Annotated in this window: 18 protein-coding genes; 8 read left to right on the top strand and 10 right to left on the bottom strand. The window is 34.8% G+C overall.

Annotated elements, in window-relative coordinates; all coding sequences use genetic code 11:
• Positions 1–29 precede the first annotated feature (29 nt).
• Both lnt and GGR32_RS05600 read right to left on the bottom strand, forming a co-directional pair.
• Complete coding sequence (gene lnt, locus GGR32_RS05605) at positions 30–1,622, bottom strand: apolipoprotein N-acyltransferase (protein ID WP_183477212.1); 1,593 nt, start codon at positions 1,620–1,622, stop codon at positions 30–32.
• Between the two features lie 55 nt (positions 1,623–1,677).
• Complete coding sequence (locus GGR32_RS05600) at positions 1,678–2,745, bottom strand: putative type IX sorting system protein PorV2 (protein WP_183477211.1); 1,068 nt, start codon at positions 2,743–2,745, stop codon at positions 1,678–1,680.
• A 124-nt stretch (positions 2,746–2,869) separates the two neighbouring features.
• Here GGR32_RS05600 and GGR32_RS05595 point away from each other — a divergent pair, with 124 nt between their 5' ends.
• Positions 2,870–3,622: a CDP-alcohol phosphatidyltransferase family protein gene (locus GGR32_RS05595; RefSeq protein ID WP_183477210.1), complete on the top strand. Its 753-nt coding sequence runs from the start codon at positions 2,870–2,872 to the stop codon at positions 3,620–3,622.
• On the opposite strand, the gene GGR32_RS05590 is transcribed toward GGR32_RS05595, so the two are convergent.
• From GGR32_RS05590 to GGR32_RS05570, 5 genes are read right to left on the bottom strand one after another with little or no spacing between them, the layout of a single operon-like run.
• Entirely contained in the window at positions 3,608–4,270 is a 663-nt protein-coding gene (locus GGR32_RS05590; RefSeq protein WP_183477209.1) for a hypothetical protein, read from the bottom strand. The genes GGR32_RS05595 and GGR32_RS05590 overlap by 15 nt on opposite strands.
• 21 nt (positions 4,271–4,291) lie before the next feature.
• A complete protein-coding gene (lptB, locus tag GGR32_RS05585) occupies positions 4,292–5,029 on the bottom strand; it encodes an LPS export ABC transporter ATP-binding protein (protein WP_183477208.1) in 738 nt (245 codons plus the stop codon).
• 11 nt (positions 5,030–5,040) lie between these two features.
• The gene (locus tag GGR32_RS05580; protein WP_183477207.1) at positions 5,041–5,400 is read right to left on the bottom strand and encodes a carboxymuconolactone decarboxylase family protein; all 360 of its coding nucleotides are present in this window, start codon (positions 5,398–5,400) and stop codon (positions 5,041–5,043) included.
• A 13-nt stretch (positions 5,401–5,413) separates the two neighbouring features.
• Complete coding sequence (gene tatC / locus GGR32_RS05575; RefSeq protein ID WP_246415177.1) at positions 5,414–6,253, bottom strand: twin-arginine translocase subunit TatC; 840 nt, start codon at positions 6,251–6,253, stop codon at positions 5,414–5,416.
• 3 nt (positions 6,254–6,256) lie between these two features.
• Positions 6,257–7,219 (bottom strand): KpsF/GutQ family sugar-phosphate isomerase, encoded by a 963-nt coding sequence (locus GGR32_RS05570; RefSeq protein ID WP_183477206.1) that lies wholly within the window; start codon positions 7,217–7,219, stop codon positions 6,257–6,259.
• An 86-nt stretch (positions 7,220–7,305) separates the two neighbouring features.
• Between GGR32_RS05570 and recQ the strand changes: the two genes are divergently transcribed.
• From recQ to GGR32_RS05555, 3 genes are all read left to right on the top strand, one after another.
• A complete protein-coding gene (recQ, locus tag GGR32_RS05565) occupies positions 7,306–9,504 on the top strand; it encodes a DNA helicase RecQ (protein ID WP_183477406.1) in 2,199 nt (732 codons plus the stop codon).
• 123 nt (positions 9,505–9,627) lie between these two features.
• On the top strand, positions 9,628–10,557 hold the full coding sequence (locus tag GGR32_RS05560; RefSeq protein ID WP_183477205.1) for a peptidylprolyl isomerase: 930 nt from the start codon (positions 9,628–9,630) through the stop codon (positions 10,555–10,557).
• Positions 10,558–10,665: 108 nt separating this feature from the next.
• Positions 10,666–11,571 carry a DMT family transporter gene (locus tag GGR32_RS05555; RefSeq protein ID WP_183477204.1) on the top strand — a complete coding sequence of 302 codons (906 nt, stop codon included), beginning with the start codon at positions 10,666–10,668 and terminating at the stop codon, positions 11,569–11,571.
• Between the two features lie 24 nt (positions 11,572–11,595).
• Here GGR32_RS05555 and GGR32_RS05550 read toward each other — a convergent pair whose 3' ends face one another.
• The 3 genes from GGR32_RS05550 to GGR32_RS05540 are packed head-to-tail and all read right to left on the bottom strand — an operon-like array spanning position 11,596 to position 16,399.
• Positions 11,596–12,819 carry a T9SS type A sorting domain-containing protein gene (locus GGR32_RS05550; protein ID WP_183477203.1) on the bottom strand — a complete coding sequence of 408 codons (1,224 nt, stop codon included), beginning with the start codon at positions 12,817–12,819 and terminating at the stop codon, positions 11,596–11,598.
• A 36-nt stretch (positions 12,820–12,855) separates the two neighbouring features.
• A complete protein-coding gene (locus GGR32_RS05545) occupies positions 12,856–14,283 on the bottom strand; it encodes an HmuY family protein (RefSeq protein WP_183477202.1) in 1,428 nt (475 codons plus the stop codon).
• Between the two features lies 1 nt (position 14,284).
• Entirely contained in the window at positions 14,285–16,399 is a 2,115-nt protein-coding gene (locus GGR32_RS05540; RefSeq protein WP_183477201.1) for a TonB-dependent receptor plug domain-containing protein, read from the bottom strand.
• 149 nt (positions 16,400–16,548) lie between these two features.
• Between GGR32_RS05540 and GGR32_RS05535 the strand changes: the two genes are divergently transcribed.
• Genes GGR32_RS05535 through GGR32_RS05520 form a run of 4 tightly spaced genes read left to right on the top strand, consistent with a single transcriptional unit; the run spans position 16,549 to position 20,276 of the window.
• Complete coding sequence (locus GGR32_RS05535) at positions 16,549–17,397, top strand: heme/hemin ABC transporter substrate-binding protein (protein ID WP_183477200.1); 849 nt, start codon at positions 16,549–16,551, stop codon at positions 17,395–17,397.
• A complete protein-coding gene (locus tag GGR32_RS05530) occupies positions 17,387–18,421 on the top strand; it encodes an iron chelate uptake ABC transporter family permease subunit (protein WP_183477199.1) in 1,035 nt (344 codons plus the stop codon). The genes GGR32_RS05535 and GGR32_RS05530 overlap by 11 nt, the downstream gene beginning before the upstream one ends.
• A 1-nt stretch (position 18,422) precedes the next feature.
• Complete coding sequence (locus GGR32_RS05525; protein ID WP_183477198.1) at positions 18,423–19,199, top strand: heme ABC transporter ATP-binding protein; 777 nt, start codon at positions 18,423–18,425, stop codon at positions 19,197–19,199.
• A gap of 42 nt (positions 19,200–19,241) precedes the next feature.
• Positions 19,242–20,276 carry a hemin-degrading factor gene (locus GGR32_RS05520; RefSeq protein ID WP_183477197.1) on the top strand — a complete coding sequence of 345 codons (1,035 nt, stop codon included), beginning with the start codon at positions 19,242–19,244 and terminating at the stop codon, positions 20,274–20,276.
• The last annotated feature ends 35 nt before the right edge of the window (positions 20,277–20,311 follow it).

Raw genomic sequence — 20,311 nt, 5'->3', positions numbered from 1 at the left:
TATCCTTACTCTTAACTAGAAATAAGGGGTTAGTTGGTTACACGGCGTCTTGTTAAGGCGTATAAAAATATAAAAAGACTTAAGAATAGAGAAATACGAGCAATATAATCGCCGTACTTGCTATAAAAAGTTAACTTGTTATTAAGGTTTATTTGGGCTTGTATGGCGCCTTGTTTTTCGTAACCTAATTGATTTAGAATTTCTCCTTTTTCATTTATAAAAGCAGAAATCCCGGTATTGGCACTACGTGCAATGCTTTTGCGGGTTTCTATAGCTCGTAGTCGAGCATAAGAAAGGTGTTGTTTATGCCCTTGGGTATTGTCCCACCAAGCATCGTTGGTGATGATGGCTAAAAACTGAGCTCCATTTTTCACATAGTTGCCAACATATTGCCCATATACCGATTCATAGCATATAATTGGGGCAACTTTTTTATTGTTGTTTAATAAAAAAACTTCTCGTTTAGGTTGGGTGGTTTTCATGGCTACGGTTCCGCCCATATCTAGCATAACGTCGCCTAAAATTGGTTGTAAAATTTCCTTGTAAGGAAAAGTTTCTACACCAACCACTAGTTTAGATTTATGGTATAATTGAGGAGTTTGAGAATTGTTCCATAAAAAAGCACTGTTGTAATCGTTAAACCAAAAACCTTCTCTTAAAAAATTACTTTGGTAAGTGATTTCCGCAGGATTTCTAATGGGTTTGTATAACGAAATTCCTGTTAAGAAATTAGTATGAGGAAATTCTTGTAGCAGTTCTCTTGAACTTTGTATGGCTGTAGAATTTAATAAATTGTTGAGGTTGGTGCCATCGGCAAAAACAGTTTCTGGGGCTATGATAATCTGGGTAGAGTCGGTAGCATATTTTTTGCTTAAGCTATTTAGGAGCTTGCCAATGCGTTTATCTGTAGTGTTGTATTTTTCGGTATAAGGGTTTATATTGGGTTGCAATACAAGGGCGTTTATTTTCCCTGTAGAGGAAGGGGTGTATGTGTAATAGATACTTAAAGAAACCCCTATAGGAATTAAAATAAGTAATCCTCCTTTTACAGCCCCTCGTATTAAAATATTTTTTTCTTTGTATTTCTGAAAAAGTAAGAAGCTTTTAAAAAGGGTGAAGTTTACAGCCCAAACCCAAAGCGATCCGCCAAAGGTTCCGGTATATTCATACCATTGTATCCAAGAGAAATATTCGGAAAAGCCATTGCCTAAATTTAGCCAAGGCCATGAAAAATCCCATATTAAGTGAAGCTTTTCAAAGCTTATCCATAACGTAATTAGAAAAAGGCTGCCAATAAAAAAGTTTACTTTTTTTGCAATAATATGGTAAATAAGAAACACCAAACTCATGAGTAGGGTGTTTACAAGTACGGCAAACCACATGCCAAATGGCGTAGAAAAATAGAGCCAAGAGGTGGTAATGATGTTAAAAATAAAAAAGCTTAAGTATGCGTAAGCAAAAACTTGTATTTTTTTTGGGTTATTAGAAGGAGTTAATCTAAGTTGGTATTCTATCCAAAGTAAAGGGATAAATCCAAAAAATAACAACAAAGGGAAACCGTAAGTTGGCCAACCGCCAGCAAGTAATAGTCCCGAAAGTAATGCTAACACTATTTTTTTCATAAAAAATTGCCTTAAGTGGCAAAGGTAACAAAGATGCGGTTGTCTTATCTAATAATTACCTAAAAACACGCCAATCTATTTTTAGCGAAAAAACGTTGGAATATAAAGCGACACTTTGGTCGCCAATATCGGTAAAGGCATAATCTAAGTGCACACCTTTGTATTTAAAACCAACCCCAAAACCAGGTTGAAAACCTAAATTGGTTGTTCCGTCAAATTGCTCTACATTCTGAAAATTACCTACACCAGCTCTTAGGTAAACCATATCGATATAGCCAACCTCAAACCCAAAGGAAGGTGTTATGCTTACGGCTTTGGTGCTTATTAAATCGTTGGTTTGTGTAAAACGAGTGTGTAGGTTTAGCTCTGTTTTAAAATCGAAATCATGGCGTATGGTGAAGTTTTTTGCAATTCCCAATTGGAGTTTTGGCAGGGTGATTTCTGTGGTTTCAGGGAGCTCTTGATTTTTACCATCGATAGCTCCTTGAATTTTTTTGTATTCTTCTTCGTTTATATTCCAAGTATTGTATGTAGTGGTAATATCTCTTGCCATAAAACCAAAATGCCAATTGTTTTTGGTTTCGAATTGTATTCCTGCATCGAAGCCAAAACCCCAAGCATCGGCAAAATCACCAATAATTCTTCTAATAACTTTAGCATTTATTCCGTAAGAAAATCCATCTAAAGGCATTTTTCTAGCGTAGGAAAAGGTAAAGGCATAGTCGGCGGCAGAAAATAAACTTATTCTGTTGTAGTCAATATTTCCTTGCTCATCAATAAGCTGGGTAGTGTTCATAATATCGTCTACTCCAAACCTGATAAGGCTAAAAGCAGCTACGCTGTTGTGATCTAGCGGCATAGCCCCAGCAATATAATCGTAATTGGCAATGTTGGCAAAATAGTTGGCGTGCATTAAAGCTATCTGGTTGTCTTCGAGTTGTGTGAGTCCTGCGGGATTCCAATAAGCGGCATTAACGTCGTTTGTGTTGGCAACAACAGCGTTTGCCATCCCGAAAGCAGCAGCATCTACTCCAATGTTTAAAAACTCGTTAGAATATTTACGAGTTTGGGCATAACTATTTATACTAAAGAGTAAAATTAAAAGAATATAAATTTCTCTCACCTAATTTTTTTTTGGGTAAATATCTTATTATTTTATCATATAAACTTTATTTAGGCTTAGATATTGTTTTTCTGATGTAAATAGATAAACTTGCTTTTGTATTTTTGCTTAAAAATTTACCCTTATGTTTAAAAGAAATATTCCGAATTATATTACCCTACTTAATTTATTTTCAGGCTGTATAGCTGTGTTGTTTGCCGTTAATGGCGATTTTGTAGGTGCTGCTGCTTTTGTTGCTTTAGGAATATTTTTTGATTTTTTTGATGGGTTAGCTGCTCGAAGTTTGGGAGTGTCTAGTAAATTAGGGTTAGAGTTAGACTCCTTGGCAGATATGGTAACAAGTGGAGTAGTGCCAGGAATTGTTATGATGAAGTTGCTAGAGGAAAGCTTTACCATTTATTCTGGGAAGCTAAATATGCAACCCGAAGATTTTATGGGAGATGTTTTTAACTATTTGCCTTTAGTTGGTTTTGCGGTTACATTAGCGTCGGCTTATAGGTTGGCAAAATTTAATATAGACGATAGGCAAACAAGCTCATTTATTGGTTTGCCCACTCCTGCAAATGCATTGTTAATATTGAGTATTCCGTTGATAATAGAATATCAAGAAACTCCTGCATTAGAAGGGTTTTTGCTTAATCCGTGGTTGTTGTTAGGTTTAACGGCTTTTAGTAGTTACATTCTTAATGCCGAGCTTCCGTTGTTTGCTTTAAAATTTTCGAAATTTTCATGGAAAACACAAGGTTATAAACTGGTGTTTCTTGTGTTGTGTTTAATTTTATTAGGAGTGCTAAAATTTATTGCTGTTCCTATAATAATTATAGCTTATGTGTTACTGTCTGTAGTTCTTAATAAGCTGAAATTAACCCGAGATTAATTTTGTTACATTCTCGGCAATTCGAGAAATATCGGTTTTTAATCCTATAAATAAGACAACAGCGTCTAGGGTTACGCCTTGTACTTTTCTAAAATTATGAGACCAGCTCATTTCGGTAAACAATAAAAAGCGTTCTAATTGATAATCTAAACCAACTCCAGTACGCCAAGTAGGGCTTACACGTAATCTGTTTTTAATATGAACTACTTTGGTTTCGTGATTAACTTCGGCACGAGGCTCGGACATAAAACCAACTCCAGGACCTAAAAAGGCATATAGTTTTAATTGGGAGAATTGTTTTTTTATTCCTACAGAAAAATTGGCATTGTAGTAGTTGCTTTTACTTTTCTTAATGATGTAGGGGTAATCTTTATCCTGTTCTATTTGATTATAATTAAAGGAAAGAAAATCTATAGACGGGTACCAAAATAAAAATTCTTTATCGGAGGCTATGTTGGCGCCTAAAATATTAGAAAATTTTGGAGTGAAAACTTCTTTTGTTTCCTCGCCCATTGGAAATCCCCATCCTATACCACTAACAATATAAATTTCTCTTGTTGTATTAGGAATAGTATTATTAATGTTTTCTTCTTGGCTAAAACCTATTGTTACAAAGTATAGAAAAAATATGGTTAAAAATTTATGCATAAAAAATAAAAGAAATTATAGCTAGAAAAGCTTTTTTTTGCGGAGTTCGAAATTTTGCCCTAAGTAAACCTTTCTTACCATTTCATCTTCGGCTAGTTCTTCTGGTTGGCCGTGTTTAAGAATACTTCCTTCAAACATCAAATAAGTTCGGTCTGTAATTGCTAATGTTTCTTGGACGTTATGGTCGGTAATTAAAATGCCAATATTTTTGTTTTTTAGTTGGGCAACAATGCGTTGGATGTCTTCTACGGCTACGGGGTCTACACCAGCAAAAGGTTCATCTAATAGAATAAACTTAGGGTCTGTGGCTAGTGCTCTGGCAATTTCGGTACGTCGGCGTTCTCCTCCAGAAAGTAAATCGCCTCGGTTTTTTCTAATATGACCAAGACTAAATTCTTCTATCAGGCTTTCCATTTTATGAATGCGTTCTTTTTTAGAAAGTTTAGTTAATTCTAATACACTCATTATATTATCTTCTATACTTAACTTACGAAAAACCGATGCTTCTTGGGCAAGATAACCAATCCCGTGTTGTGCGCGTTTGTACATTGGGAATTTTGTAATGTTGAGGTCGTCTAAATGGATAGCACCTCCATTAGGTTTTATGAGCCCTACAATCATGTAAAAAGAGGTGGTTTTTCCTGCGCCATTAGGGCCAAGTAAACCAACAATTTCTCCTTGATTTACTTCTACAGAAATTCCTTTTACAACTTTTCTGCCTTTATATGATTTTACGAGGTTATCTGCTTTTAATTTCACAAATGTTTAATTTAATTATTATTCTTTTCTAAAGCTTCCCAATATTCATAAGCTCTGCGTAGGTGAGGTATTACAATAGTACCACCCACAAGTGTGCCTATGCTTAGCGTTTCTGAAATTTGTGCTTTAGTTACCCCGGCATTATAGCTTGATTCAAGGTGATATTTAACACAATCGTCGCACCTTAATACCAGTGATGCTACTAAACCTAATAACTCTTTTGTTTTTACATCAAGCGTTCCTTCGGCATAAGCATTAGTATCAAGATTAAAAATACGTTTAAGTACTTTGTTATCGTCTTCTAGAATTTTATCGTTCATCTTGGTGCGATAATCATTAAATTCTTTTATTAAATCTTTTTCTTTTGCCATTTATTGTGTTGAATTACGATTGTTGAGCTTTAATCTCGTTTTTCTGTTGTTTTTTTAGTACAATTTTAGAGATAAAAATACTTATTTCGTATAAAATTAAAACAGGAATAGCTACAATTATTTGGCTGGCAATATCTGGCGGGGTGATAATAGCCGATACAATAAGGATTCCTACAAGGGCAAATTTTCGGTAAGACCTAAGTGTTTCGGGAGTTACTAATCCTATTTTTGTTAGAATATAAATAAGGATGGGAAGCTCAAAAATGAGTCCGCTTGCCAGTACAGAGGCCCTGATTAAGCCAAAATAACTGCTCAAATCTATATCGTTAAATACTTCTTTGCTTACTTGGTAAGAGCCTAAAAAGTTGATGGATAAAGGGGAAACAATGTAATACCCAAAAAGGACACCAATAAAAAATAATATAGAAGCTACTAATATAAAGCCACGAGAGGCTTTACGTTCTTTAGAATGTAAGCCTGGGGCAATAAATTTCCAAAGTTCATAAATAATGTAGGGGAATGCGATGATAAACCCTGCTGTGATGGCCGTCCACATGTGTGCGCTAAATTGTCCAGCCATGGTTCTACTTTGAATACGAAAAGGAATTTCTGTAAAGCAAAAACTTTCATCTAAACCTATGCTTTTAGAAACATTGCAGAGAATGCGATAGGTGATAAAGTTAGGGTCTTTAGGGCCAAAAAGAATAACGTCGAAAATAAAGCTCTTTGCTAGAAAAGCGACACCCGAGATGATAATAATTGCTATAATGCTACGAATAAGGTGCCAACGTAGGGTTTCTAAATGGTCTAAAAAAGACATTTCCTGCGGATTGGCTTTTGTTTTTTTAGGCATAATTTATACGATTCCTTCTTTAATAAGATTATGTAAGTGTATTATTCCTTTATATAGACCGTTTTCTTGTGCAATTAGTTGTGATACGCCATAGTCCTCTAATAAATTACGCGCATCTATTGCCATTGCATTATTATCGATTAATTTAGGAGAAGTACTCATAATATCTTTAGCAGTAAGTAGAGAGAAATCTTTGTTTTCTTTAATCATTCTTCGTAAGTCTCCATCGGTAATAACACCAACAATTGTATTGTTTTCTATTACCGCTGTTGCTCCGAGCATTTTTTCAGAAATCTCTACGATTACTTCCGTAATAGGAGTATCGGGTGAAACTTGAGGTTTATTGTTATTCGCTGTAATATCACTAACCCGTAAATAGAGTTGCTTTCCTAAAGCACCACCAGGATGATACTTGGCAAAATCTTGAGAAGAAAAGCCTTTAAGTTCTAACAAGCAAACAGCCAAGGCATCGCCCATTACTAATTGAGCGGTAGTGCTGGTGGTAGGGGCAAGGTTGTTAGGGCAAGCCTCTTTGTCTACATAGGTGTTTAGTACATAATCTGCTTGGTTGGCTAAAAACGAAGCAGAATTCCCTGTAATGGCAATAAGAGGGTTTTTAAAATTTTTAATAAGTGGTACCAGTACTTTAATTTCTGGCGTGTTTCCACTCTTAGAAATGCATATCACCACATCGTCCTCTAGTATAATTCCTAAATCTCCATGTATAGCATCTGCAGCATGCATAAAAATAGCTGGCGTCCCGGTAGAATTTAGTGTAGCAACAATTTTATGAGCAATTATTGCACTTTTTCCTATACCAGTTATAATAACTCTGCCTTTTGCGTTGTATATTTGCTCTACAGCTTTTGTAAAAGTGTCGTCTAGAAAGTTCTCTAAATTAGCAATAGCTTTTGCCTCGTTAGCGATGGTTTTTTTTGCGATAGAAAGAATATTGTTTGGTAACATTAATTTTTAGATATTTGATGTTTGTTACTCGTCTAAAATTATGTATTTTTAGAGAAACAAAGGTAGTTAAAATTGTAACATAAATAATTAGTTTGGCAGAAATCGATTTACACCAGGAGTTAAAAAAGTATTTTGGCTTTAGTCAATTTAAAGGATTACAAGAAGAGGTAATCAAAAGCATAGTAACCAATCATGATACGTTTGTCATTATGCCTACAGGAGGAGGAAAATCATTATGCTATCAGCTTCCTGCATTGATAAAAGAAGGTACTGCTATTGTAGTGTCCCCTTTAATAGCTTTGATGAAAAATCAAGTAGATGCTATACGTGGGATTTCTTCAGAACCAGGAATTGCGCATGTGCTAAATTCTTCACTTAATAAAACGGAGATAAAACAAGTAAAAAAGGATATTGAAGATGGGGTTACCAAACTACTATATGTAGCTCCAGAATCGCTTACCAAAGATGAAAACGTAGAGTTTTTAAGGAAGCAAAAAATATCTTTTTTAGCCATAGATGAAGCTCACTGTATTTCTGAATGGGGACACGACTTTCGTCCAGAATACCGTAATTTAAGAAGTATAATTAAGCGGATTGGCGAAAATATACCCATGATAGCCTTAACAGCAACAGCAACACCAAAAGTACAAGAAGATATTCTTAAAAACTTAGGCGTTACCAATGCAAATACATTTAAAGCTTCTTTTAATCGCCCTAACCTTTTTTACGAAGTAAGACCTAAAACTGCCCAAGTAGATGCAGACATTATTAGATTTGTAAAACAAAATGAAGGAAAAAGTGGTATTATTTACTGCCTCAGCAGAAAAAAAGTAGAGGAACTAGCACAAACCTTACAAGTAAACGGAATTTCTGCAGTGCCTTACCATGCTGGTTTAGATGCAAAAACCAGAGCAAAACATCAAGACATGTTCCTTATGGAAGACGTAGATGTTGTGGTGGCAACAATTGCTTTTGGAATGGGAATAGATAAACCAGATGTGCGTTTTGTAATCCATCACGATATTCCTAAAAGTATAGAAAGTTATTACCAAGAAACAGGAAGAGCAGGAAGAGATGGCGGAGAAGGCTACTGCCTAGCATTCTATGCATATAAAGACATAGAGAAACTAGAGAAGTTTATGAGCGGTAAACCCGTTGCAGAACAAGAAGTAGGACATGCCTTATTGCAAGACGTTGTTGCTTACGCAGAAACATCAATGTCGCGCAGAAAATATATTCTGCATTATTTTGGCGAAGAATTTGATAGTGAAAACGGCGAAGGTGCCGATATGGATGATAACATCCAAAACCCTAAAAAGCAACATGAAGCTAAAGCAGATGTAGACTTATTATTGCAAGTAGTAGCAGAAACAAATCAGCTTTATAAAGGTAAGGAATTGGTAAATGCCTTAACCGGTAAAGTTAATGCGCTTATAAAAGCTCATAAAACAGATGAGCTGCCAATTTTTGGAAAAGGAAAATCTAAAGAAGCACAATATTGGATGGCTTTGATACGCCAGGTAATGGTAGCGGGCTATTTAAGAAAAGATATAGAATCTTATGGCGTGTTAAAACTAACCCCAAAAGGAAAACAGTTCTTAGAAACTCCAACTTCATTCATGATGACAGAAGATCATGTATATAAAACAGAAACTACAGAAAATATAATTACCTCAAGTAAATCCTCAGGAGCTATAGATGAACAACTCATGCGTATGCTAAAAGATTTACGTAAAAAAGTAGCTAAACAAAAAGATGTTCCGCCATTTGTTGTTTTTCAAGACCCATCTTTAGAAGATATGGCTATCAAATACCCCACTAGCTTAGAGGAACTAAGCAATATTCATGGGGTAGGAGAAGGGAAAGCAAAAAAGTTTGGACGTAAATTTGTAGAGCTTATCCAAAATTATGTAGAAGAAAATGACATTATCAGGCCCGACGACTTGGTGGTAAAAACTACAGGAGCCAATAGCGGATTAAAATTATTTATAATTCAAAGTGTAGATAGAAAGCTGTCTTTTAACGATATAGCGCATGCTAAAGGAATAGAAATGGATGCGCTTATTAAAGAGATGGAAGCCATTGTATATAGCGGAACTAAACTAAATATTAGCTATTGGGTAGATACTATGCTAGATGAAGATCAACAAGAAGAATTACACGATTATTTCTTAGAAGCAGAAACCGATAAAATCGATGAAGCGATGGATGAATTTGATGGCGATTATGAAGATGAAGAAATTCGTTTATATAGAATTAAATTTATTAGTGAAGTAGCTAATTAAATAGAAAAATACACACCCTTATTAATTTAAAAGCCAAGCGGAGACGTTTGGCTTTTATGATTTTCAAATTAGGAAGAACTCTACTTAAATTATACCTTTGCACTTTAAATAAAAAAATAAAAAATGGATAACGGATTATACGCACGTTTAACAACGACCAAAGGAGAAATCCTTATAAAGCTTACACACGATAAAACCCCAGGAACCGTAGGGAACTTTGTTGCACTAGCTGAAGGAAAAATGAAGAATTCAGCTAAAATCATAGGCGAACCCTATTATGATGGACTTACTTTTCATCGTGTAATTTCAGACTTTATGGTTCAAGGAGGAGATCCAAATGGTACAGGAGCAGGAGGACCAGGATATAAGTTTGACGATGAAATTCATCCAGAATTAAAACACGATAAACCCGGAATTTTATCAATGGCAAATGCTGGCCCAGGAACTAACGGGAGTCAGTTTTTTATTACACACGTACCAACACCTTGGTTAGACGGGAAGCATACCGTGTTTGGCGAAGTTGTTTCTGGTCAAGACGTGGTAGATAGCATAGAACAAGGTGATAACTTAGATAAAATAAGTATAGAAAGAATAGGTGAAGAGGCAGAAAAATTTGATGCGCTAGAACGTTTTGAAAATTTTAATGCAGAAAAAGAAAAACGAGAAGCAGCGGCAAGAGCAAAGGCAGAAGAAGCTATGAAAAAAATAACCGAAGGCTTTGAGAAAACAGCTTCAGGATTATATTATAAAATTACAGAAAAAGGAAATGGTAAAAAGGCCGAAAAAGGCAACCCGGTAAGTGTACATTACCGAGGGATGTTGCTTGACGGAACTGTTTTTGATTCTTCTTTTAAAAGAAACCAGCCTATAGAGTTTTCTGTAGGTGTAGGGCAAGTAATTCCTGGTTGGGACGAAGGTATTTTATTGCTTTCTGAAGGCGATAAAGCACAATTGGTAATTCCTGCAGATCTAGCCTATGGGGCACAAGGAGCAGGAGGTGTTATTCCGCCAAATGCTACATTACTATTTGATGTAGAGCTAGTAAAAGCTTAAAAAGTTTTATAAAATTATTGAAAAAAATCCCGTTTCAAACGGGATTTTTTTGTAGTATTCATGTTTTAGTTTTTTCTTTTTTCACCATTATTATAAGCTTATAAGTCTATGAAAAATCAACAAAAAGCCTATATATACGCTGGTCTTTCGGTTTGTATTTGGGCAACTGTAGCTTCTGCTTTTAAAGTATCTTTAGTTTATTTTGATTCGCTTCAACTGTTATTTTTCTCTTCAATTACTTCCATCCTTGCGCTGTTTAGTATACTTTTCTTTCAAAAAAAAATACATTTATTAAAAAATAGCCGTCTACGAGATTATATAACGTCTGTTATCATGGGCTTTATAAATCCTTTTGTATATTACCTGGTTTTGTTTAAAGCTTACGCTGTACTTCCTGCTCAGGAAGCACAACCGCTAAATTACACTTGGCCTATCATGCTTACGTTACTTTCTATTCCGCTATTAAAACAACGGGTAAAATGGATTAGCGTTTTTGCTATTTTGATTAGTTTTATTGGTGTTTTTATTATTTCTACAAAAGGAGACCTTTTAACTTTTAAGTTTTCTAACCTCAATGGGGCTTTGCTCGCCCTAAGTACAGCCATTATATGGGCCTTGTTCTGGATTTTTAATATAAGAGATAAACGAGATGATAGTGTAAAACTTTTTTTAAGTTTTATATTTGGGTTTATTTATATTAGTATTGCCACCTTCTTTTTTTCTGATTTCAACATCCCTAATTCTCAAGCTTTATGGGGTACTGTATATATTGGTTTGTTTGAAATGGGAATTACATTTGTTTTATGGGCAATGGCGCTTCAGTACTCAGAAACCACGGCTAAAGTTAGTAAGTTTATTTTTCTCACCCCTTTCTTATCGCTTATTGTGGTGTACTTTGTTGTGGGAGAGAAAATTTTGTCTTCTACCATTATTGGTTTACTTTTTATTGTTGCTGGTATTATTTTAGAACAAGTATTTGGACAAAAAAAGCAGCTTGAAAACCAAGCTGCTTAACAATAACCTAATTATAAAAAATAATTACTGAAGAATAACTTTTTTAGTTAGCGTATCTGTACCCGTTTTTATTTGTAACAAGTAAACTCCTGTTTGCAAATGGTTTAAATCTAAGGTTTGTTGATTTGTGCTATTTGGTGATTTATTTTGTTTAAAAACAAGTTTCCCTTGCATATTATACAGCTCTAAGCTTGTTTCAGCTACCGAATTGTCTAAAGCTACCGTTAATTGTTTATTTACTGTTGGATTAGGGTAAACGGTTACGTTTTTAGTATTCACTTTTTTTACATCCATTTGATCGGTTATATTTTCTACTTGGAAACTAAGGTTTCCTGTACTTGAGCCATCAAAAGTTAAAAAGTTAAGTTTATACACTTCTTCCTCTGCGGTTTTTATATAGTAATATACATCTGAGCTTACGGTATAAGCACCTCCCGTAAAAGATTTCCAGTCGTATCCAATGGTATTAATATCTGCGCTATAAGTTAAGTCTTCTTTTACAGAGGTAGCTGTTCCTTTAGCAATCTCTACTGCTGGGTGGTGTAAAACTCCGGCTACTACATAAGGCATTGTACCACCTTGTACAGGGTAAGCTGTAGTAAATTTTGTAAATACAATATCCCAGTCTGCTGCTGCAGGTTCTGCGATTACTTCGTTCCCTTGTGTTAGGTTGTAATAGTTAAAATATCTATCGGTATTTTGGTTGTTAGGTATTGTTACAGTTTGGTCTGCATCCCAAGTACCTGCTTGTTCATTCCATTTAGCATATTTAAAAGTATAACCCGAGAAATAATCGTCGATAAAGAATTTGGTATATTTATTTTCTCCGTGCTCTATTACAAAGATGATGCTTCCACGAACATGGTGGTCACTTCCGTATTCTCCCCAGCCATAAGAAGCCGAACCTTGGTCAAAAGCACCTAAATCCCATATTAATTCGCTATTATGTAAGGCTGTCCATGTACTCGTGTTGGTAACATCGATATTATTCCAATCTGCCACATCATCAGAAACCTCGTAAACTTGAAGTCCTAATTGGTCGTTAATACGAGTTGCAAAAGCATACGGACTTGTTCTTAAAAAAGCAACTTCCCAATCGCTAGCGGTATATGCCTGCGTATTATCTGTGGCTAATTTATAAAATACACGATCGGTATAACCGCTACCCATGCTTAGATTTACGGTTTGTTGTGCAAAACCTAGTGCACAAATTCCTATAAAAGAAAGAAATGATAATAGTGTTTTCATGATAATTTATTTAGATTTATAGTTTTAGTTTATTTATTATTTTACAAGTTCATACTCAAAAGCAGGGAAACCTCGTACGCCTCTATCGTTTTTAAATGCTGTAAATTTTAGTTTGTATATGTTTCCGGCAGTATCTTTTATGATATAGTACCTATCAGCATGGAAATCTGAGAATACATCTCTCCAATTTGCACCTATTACACGTTGGTCTATCTGGAATTTTTCTTCGGCTATATTATTTACAGAGAAATTAGCATAAGAAACCTCGTCTTCGTTTACCTGATATACTGCTACTTTTTGGTAAGTATTTGTTAGCACATAATCTGAAAATCCGTAGGCTGTATTAGCATCTTGTCCTGGTAGTTCCTGAACTTCGGTATGCGTGGTGAAGCAAATGTCCCAATTTTCCTTTTCTGGCGCTACTGCTACTTCTTGCTGATTTACAATGCTATAAAAAGTAAAGTTATGTGTTGATGAGCGCTGGATAGTCACCTCTTCATAAGTAGTTGATTCTAGGTCTGCATATTGTAGTAGATAGGCATCTGCTTGCTTTAACACTCGTATTTTTTTCCAACCACGAGCCTCGCCTGAAATTGCCACACCGCCTACATTTGGTGTTTCTGTACCTACCTCAAAGCCCATTTTTAGTAAATACACCTTATTGTTTTCTGGAGTAGCTACAATTTCTTGAATCACGGTTCCATTAATATCACCAGAAGGATCATCTACATAGGCATCTGAACCCGATACAATGAAATCCATATCTGTTTTCAATGCTTCTACTTCATTCATATCAATATTGTTAATATCGGTACTTGTTAGTGGAGCTGCAAACATGTATAAAGAGCTGTTTAATTTTACTCTAAACTCGTTATCTAAGCTATAAAAAGCCAAATCCCATTTTTCACGATGTGAAATGTGTTCTGCATTAGCACTTAAATCAATAAAAACTTGATTCTGCTCGTTTGGTCCACCAACACTTGGGTTTAAGCTACCACCTATCGATGCCGTGTTGGTAAAATAAACCGCTAGGCTTGTGTTTCCTGTTGCGTAAACTTGTTCTAAATTTACTTTCCCTATGGTAAAGGTTACGAGAGGTTCTTCTGCGGGATTAGTGAAATTTGTTTTGGTTAATGTAAACGAGGCCGCTTTGCTTCCTGCTTCTACAGGGATTGTAATAACTCCCGTTTCTCCTTCTGGAAGTGTTGTATAATCTTCTCCATAAGCGGTGTTGTTTGAGGTATAGGTTACTTCTATCGTTCCACTTTTTACAACCTCTTTAGAAAACACTAACTGAACAGTTACTGCAGAGGGTTCTGTAACAGCGATAGATTTTTCCTGAAAAGCTACTGCTGCATCTGTGGTTTTTATGCTGTCGTCATCGCTACTACAAGCTGTAAAACCAAGTACTAATAGCAGTAATAAGCTAAATTTTGCATACATATTTTTAGGTATTGATTTCATGTTATTTGAATTTTATGGTGTATAATAATTTTAAAAAATAAGAGCGACCATAGCCTAATCCTCGGGTGGTCGATGTGCCTCCATGTGAGCTTCCTTGCCCGTTAATTACAGTAACATCGGTTACATCTAATAAATTTCTTGCGCCTAGGCTAATTTCTAATCCGTTTTTAAATTCTTTTCTAACAGAGGCATCTAGCCAGCTAAAAGCTTCAATTTTTTGTTTTTCATAGTTGTCGTTATCGGCATTGTACCAATATTGATATTGGGCTCCGTTATGTTTATAAGCAAGTGTTGCGTAGGTGTTCCATTTAGGGAATTTATAGTTTAGGTTAGCATTGGCCTGTAGGGCATACAGAAAATCATCTTTAAAACCAGCTACACTTTTTAAATCGCGTGCTTCTGCCAAAAAACCTATTCCTAAATTTGCCGAGAGATTTTTATATGTTAATTGATTGCGTAGTACCGCACCCCAAGTTTTATATAAATCTATATTTTGGTGTTGAATGGTTAAGGGCTTGTTGCTAATTACTATTTGGTCTATCTTATCGGCAACATCTAAATAATGAAGTGTAATTTTAGGGGTATAACTAAGGGCATCGGTTAACCAGTATTTTTTCTTTATATGTAGAAAAACAGATTTTCCCTTTTCTGGTAATAAATCCTCATTTTTAAGCACATTATGGTTAGAATCTACTAGGTAATAATACAACTCTTCGAAACTAGGAAGTTTGGAAGCCAAGCCAAATATGGCGCGCACTTGATAACCAGTATCTGAAAAATAACTTCCGCTTAAAGATGCCGTATAAGTTGGTTTAAATTTAGAAGACGCCATGTACCTAAAGCCTGGACGAAGCGTAAATTTATTTAATGAAATTTCCGAAGCCATAAAACCGCTATAGAAATTAAGCGTATGTTTTTTTATGTCTTCATTTTTATTTTGAGGAGAAAGATCGCCAGCTGTTCCTTTATCATGCTTAATTTCGTAGCCTAATTGTAGGGCTATATTTTCATTTTTAAGGAAATTGGAAAATGTTCCCCTAGAGAAAAAGCCTTTACGAGTATTAAAATCTAAAGAGACGTTATCTTGTTCTTCTTTTGTATTTAGTATATAAGTGTAATCTTCTCTGCTTTTTTTCTGGTCTTGATAAGAAGCTGATATATTGTAATCTACCGTATTTTTAACTGTTCCCGTAAAGTTTAAATGATGGTAAAACCTCGTATTTTTAAATAAAACATCTTGAGCTGTCGGGTTTACCTCATTAAAAATGGGATTGTAATTAAAGTTTACATCTTCGGCATAATCTTCTGTGATATCGGTATAATATTCAAACCTATAAAAGGCTTTAAAATTAGCTATTTTGTAGTTTACTAACGCCTTTGCATTGTGTTGTTTTTTGGGTAGCCAATCGTAGCCGCGTAATCCGTCGTTTTCTCTCGCAGGGTTAAAATAATTTTTCCCTTTATTATTGTTTAAAAAGCCTTGAAAATCTGTTCTTACATAATTTAGTGTTGCATATAATTTGTCGGAAAAATTATGTCCTAATTTTATTCCTTGTATATGCTTTCCTTTATCAAACCAAGCATATTCGTTTCCGATGGTTTCTTCTTGAATAAAAGGGGAAATCTCCCAAGTATAGTTTGATGATTTTTTAGTAATAATATTAATAACTCCTGTAACTGCATTGGCTCCATATTGCACGCCCATTGCGCCTTCTACAATTTCTATTTGTGCGATATCGTCTAAATTTATTTGAGAAATATCTATAGCATTCCCAAAACCTTGGTCTCCAATTACGGGAACATTATCTACCAATATTAAAACATACTCAGAATCAAACCCAAACTGCTCTATCCCCATACTTCCTTTATCGCTTCCTGGTAAAACATTCATATTTAAATGTTGTGTAAGTACATCATTAAGGCTATTGGCAGCTAAGTTTTTTATGGCTTCTTGATTGATTATTTTTACTTCAAAAACAGACTTATCTATAGATTGTTGATTGGTAATTTGCCCTGTAAGCACTACTTCTTTTAATTTATTGTATGTACTGTCATTTACTTGAGCAACAGTAGAAAGGGCGACAAAAAATAGGAATGTTAAAACAGTGTACTTCATTATTTTTAATAAGTCTTAATAAATTACAAGTGCAAATATATAGGTTATTTTTAAACAATCTAAATAAATTTATTATTTTTGCCGAAGTATAAAAACCTATTTCTCGGTAGAGAGAAGGGGACATGTTCAATTTTTAACTTAACATCATCATGAAAAAAATAAGTTTATTATTTCTAACGGTATTACTTATTATAAGCTGTAAAAACAAACCAGCCGAAAAAGAAGCAACAGCTAAAGAAACCTTGAAAATTGTTTCGCTTAACGGCGCTATTACAGAAACCATAGCAGCCTTAGGAAAAGGAGATAACATTGTAGGAAGAGACGTAACCAGTAGCTTCCCAGATAATTTAAAAGCTAAAGATCTTGGCCATGTAAGAAGCTTAACCATAGAGCCTATATTAGAAGTGTCACCCAACCTTATACTTGCTTCTAATAAAGATGTAAACCCAGATTTAAATGCTAAGATTGAAGCTTCTAAAATTAAAACACAATTTATAAATCAAACTTTCTCTGTGGTAGGAGCAAAAAAACTCATCGAAAATGTAGCAAATGCCATAGGTGTAGAAAACTATACAAGTTTACAAGAAAATATCACTAAAGATATTGCTAAACTAACCCCTATCGAAAAAAAGCCTAAAGTACTTTTTATATACGCAAGAGGACAAATGCTTATGGTTGCAGGGACTAATACTCCTATGGAAGCTTTAATTAATATTGCCGGTGGAGAAAATGCAATTACCGAATTTGAAAATTTTAAGCCCTTAACGCCAGAATCTCTAATCGAAATAAACCCAGATGCTATCTTAATGTTTAACTCTGGACTTAAAAGCGCTGGCGGAATAGATGCTATGCTACAAGTATCGGGTATGCTACAAACACAAGCAGGAAAAAACAAACGCATACTTACCATGGATGGAGGCTTAATCTCAAACTTCGGCCCTAGAATTGGAAAAGCAGCTTTAGAACTTAACAAACTACTGATAGAAAGTGCTCAATAAATTAAACATATACATAGCAATAAGTTTTTTATTACTAATATTATTAAGTATTGGTGCTTTATACATTGGAGTATATAATTTTGAAGATAAATCGCCTTTAACAGTACTTAGTAATGTTATCTTTAATCCAGCAGAAGTTTCGTTAAGCGAAAAGTATGTTATATGGGATATCAGGTTAGCACGAATTGTAATGGCTATCTTAATAGGGAGCATCCTTGCCGTTTCTGGTACAGTTATGCAAGGCATGTTTAAAAACCCACTTGCCACACCCGATTTAATAGGTATTTCGGCAGGAGCAACATTAATGGCTGCTATTACCATTGTGTTAGGGGCTCATTTTAAACACTTTTTGCCAGATTTTCTTCAGTTTTCATTACTAAGTATTGCAGCATTTATTGGAGCATTAGGTACCATGCTATTGGTGTATAAAATGTCTACCTCAAATAATAAAACCAATGTGGTAATTATGCTTTTATCTGGAGTGGCAATTTCTGCACTGGGGTTTGCTGTAGTAGGTCTTTTAATATACCTTTCTAGTGAAGAGCAATTACGAGATTTAACTTTTTGGAATTTAGGAAGTTTAGGCGGAGCTACATGGACAAAAAATGCCGTTCTTTTTACTGTATTAGTGTTTTCTTACGTTATACTATTGCCAAAAGGAAAAGCTCTTAATGCCATGATGCTAGGCGAAAAAGATGCTGAACACATAGGTATTCCTGTGGAGCGGATCAAAAAACAAATTATTGTACTTACAGCACTCATGGTTGGTACCTGTGTAGCCTTTTCGGGTACTATAGGTTTTGTAGGACTTATTGTTCCTTATATTTTAAGACTATTATTCAAATCTAATTACCAACTCATTTTGCCATTAGCTGCTGTAATGGGGAGTATATTGTTGTTAATTGCAGATACCATTAGTCGCTCTATTGTTGCTCCTTCAGAAGTTCCTATTGGAGTACTTACAGCATTTATGGGAGCACCTGTTTTCATCGCCATTTTAATTCGTTTTAAAAACTCTATGTAATATGATAAAAGCGCACCAAGTTTCTTACAGCCATAAAAAATACCATATTCTTAAAGGAATAGATGTCTCTATAGAATACGGAGAGCTTTTAGCTATTGTTGGACCTAATGGTGCAGGGAAGTCTACATTGCTAAATGTATTGGCAAATGAATTAAAAACAAAAGATACAGAACGTATTTTTTTTAAAGAGAAAACATTTTCAGAATGGAATATCGATGATCTTGCAAAAAATAAAGCTAAATTCTCTCAACACAACCCTGCAGATATTCCGCTTCTCGTAAAAGATGTAGTTATTATGGGACGCTATCCGTTTTTTGAGGCTTCCCCCAGAAGAGAAGATCTTGAAGCAGCAGAAAATGCCATGAGAAAAACCGATGTTTTTCACATGAAAAATAGAGCCTATAACTCACTTTCTGGAGGAGAAAAACAACGTGTACACCTCTCGCGAGTTTTAGCGCAACTTGAAAATAGTATAACACATAAATTACTTTTTCTAGATGAACCTCTAAATAATTTAGATGTAAAACATCAACATAAAATACTAAAAACAATAAAAGATTTTACCCAAAAGGCTAATACAACCATTGTGGTAATTCACGACCTTAATCTTGCTGCACAATTTGCCAACAAAGTAGTATTGATGGATAAAGGGAAAATAGTTTCTCAGGGAGAACCATCAGTAGTTTTTACCGAAGATATTATTACCAAAACCTATGGCTTTCCGTGTAAAATTTGTGACAACCCAATTACTAAAAAACCCATGATTATTTTCGGGTAATCTAAAAAAATATAAATAAAACAACTTAAAAAATAAATTACCATGAACACAACAGCACAAAATACCTTAAAAGAAAAATGGGATGCTTTAAAAGAAGAGCAACCTAAACTACGCATTAGAAATGCCGCAGAATTATTACAAGTAAGCGAGGCAGAATTACTCGCAACAAAAATAAACGAAGGCGTAACACGTCTAGAGCCTAAGTTTGCAGAAATTCTTCAAGAAATAGAATCCCTTGGTAAAGTTATGGGGCTAACACGTAATGAAGAATGTGTACACGAGCGTAAAGGAACTTACTTAAATGCAGATTTTAGTAGCCCACACGCACAACTTTTTGTAGGAGATGATATAGATATGCGTATTTTTCTTACCCATTGGAAATTTGCATTTGCAGTAGAAGAGGGAGAAAGAAAATCTTTACAGTTTTTTGGAAAAGATGGGATGGCAATCCATAAAATTTACCTTACCAAAACCAGTAATGAGGAAGCTTATACAAATCTTGTAGAAAAATATAAAAGCATAGCGCAAGATGCCTTAGTAGATACCGAAGAGGTTGCCCCAAAACCAATAGAAACTCCAGATAATGAAATCGATGTGAAAAGCTTTCAAGAAGATTGGGTAAATTTAAAAGACACCCACAATTTCTTTGGAATGCTACGCAAGTATAAACTAAATCGCTTACAAGCCTTACGCCTTGCGCCTAACGAAACTCTTGCAAAAAAAATAGACAATAAAAAAGTTGTTAGCTTGTTAGAAGAAGCCGCAAAACGCAAATTACCTATTATGGTTTTTGTGGGTAACCGCGGTAACATCCAAATTCATACAGGAGCAATTAAAAAAACGATGTGGCACAATACGTGGATTAATGTTTTAGACCCTGATTTTAACCTTCATTTAAACACCGATAAAATTGCAGAAACTTGGGTGGTGAGAAAACCTACTGAAGATGGCGATGTTACAGCTGTTGAGGTTTTCAATAAAGAAGGTGACATTATTGTGCAGTTTTTTGGAAAAAGAAAACCAGGAATACCTGAATTAGAAAGCTGGAGAGAACTTGTTAAAGACCTTGAAGCTTAATACAACTAAATAAATTATACGCCTAAATTGATTAA

The organism is Mesonia hippocampi (assembly GCF_014197445.1).
Taxonomy (GTDB): Bacteria; Bacteroidota; Bacteroidia; order Flavobacteriales; family Flavobacteriaceae; genus Mesonia; species Mesonia hippocampi.
The sequence above is the reverse complement of the archived record's forward strand: the minus strand, read 5'-3'. Positions and strand labels throughout refer to the sequence as shown.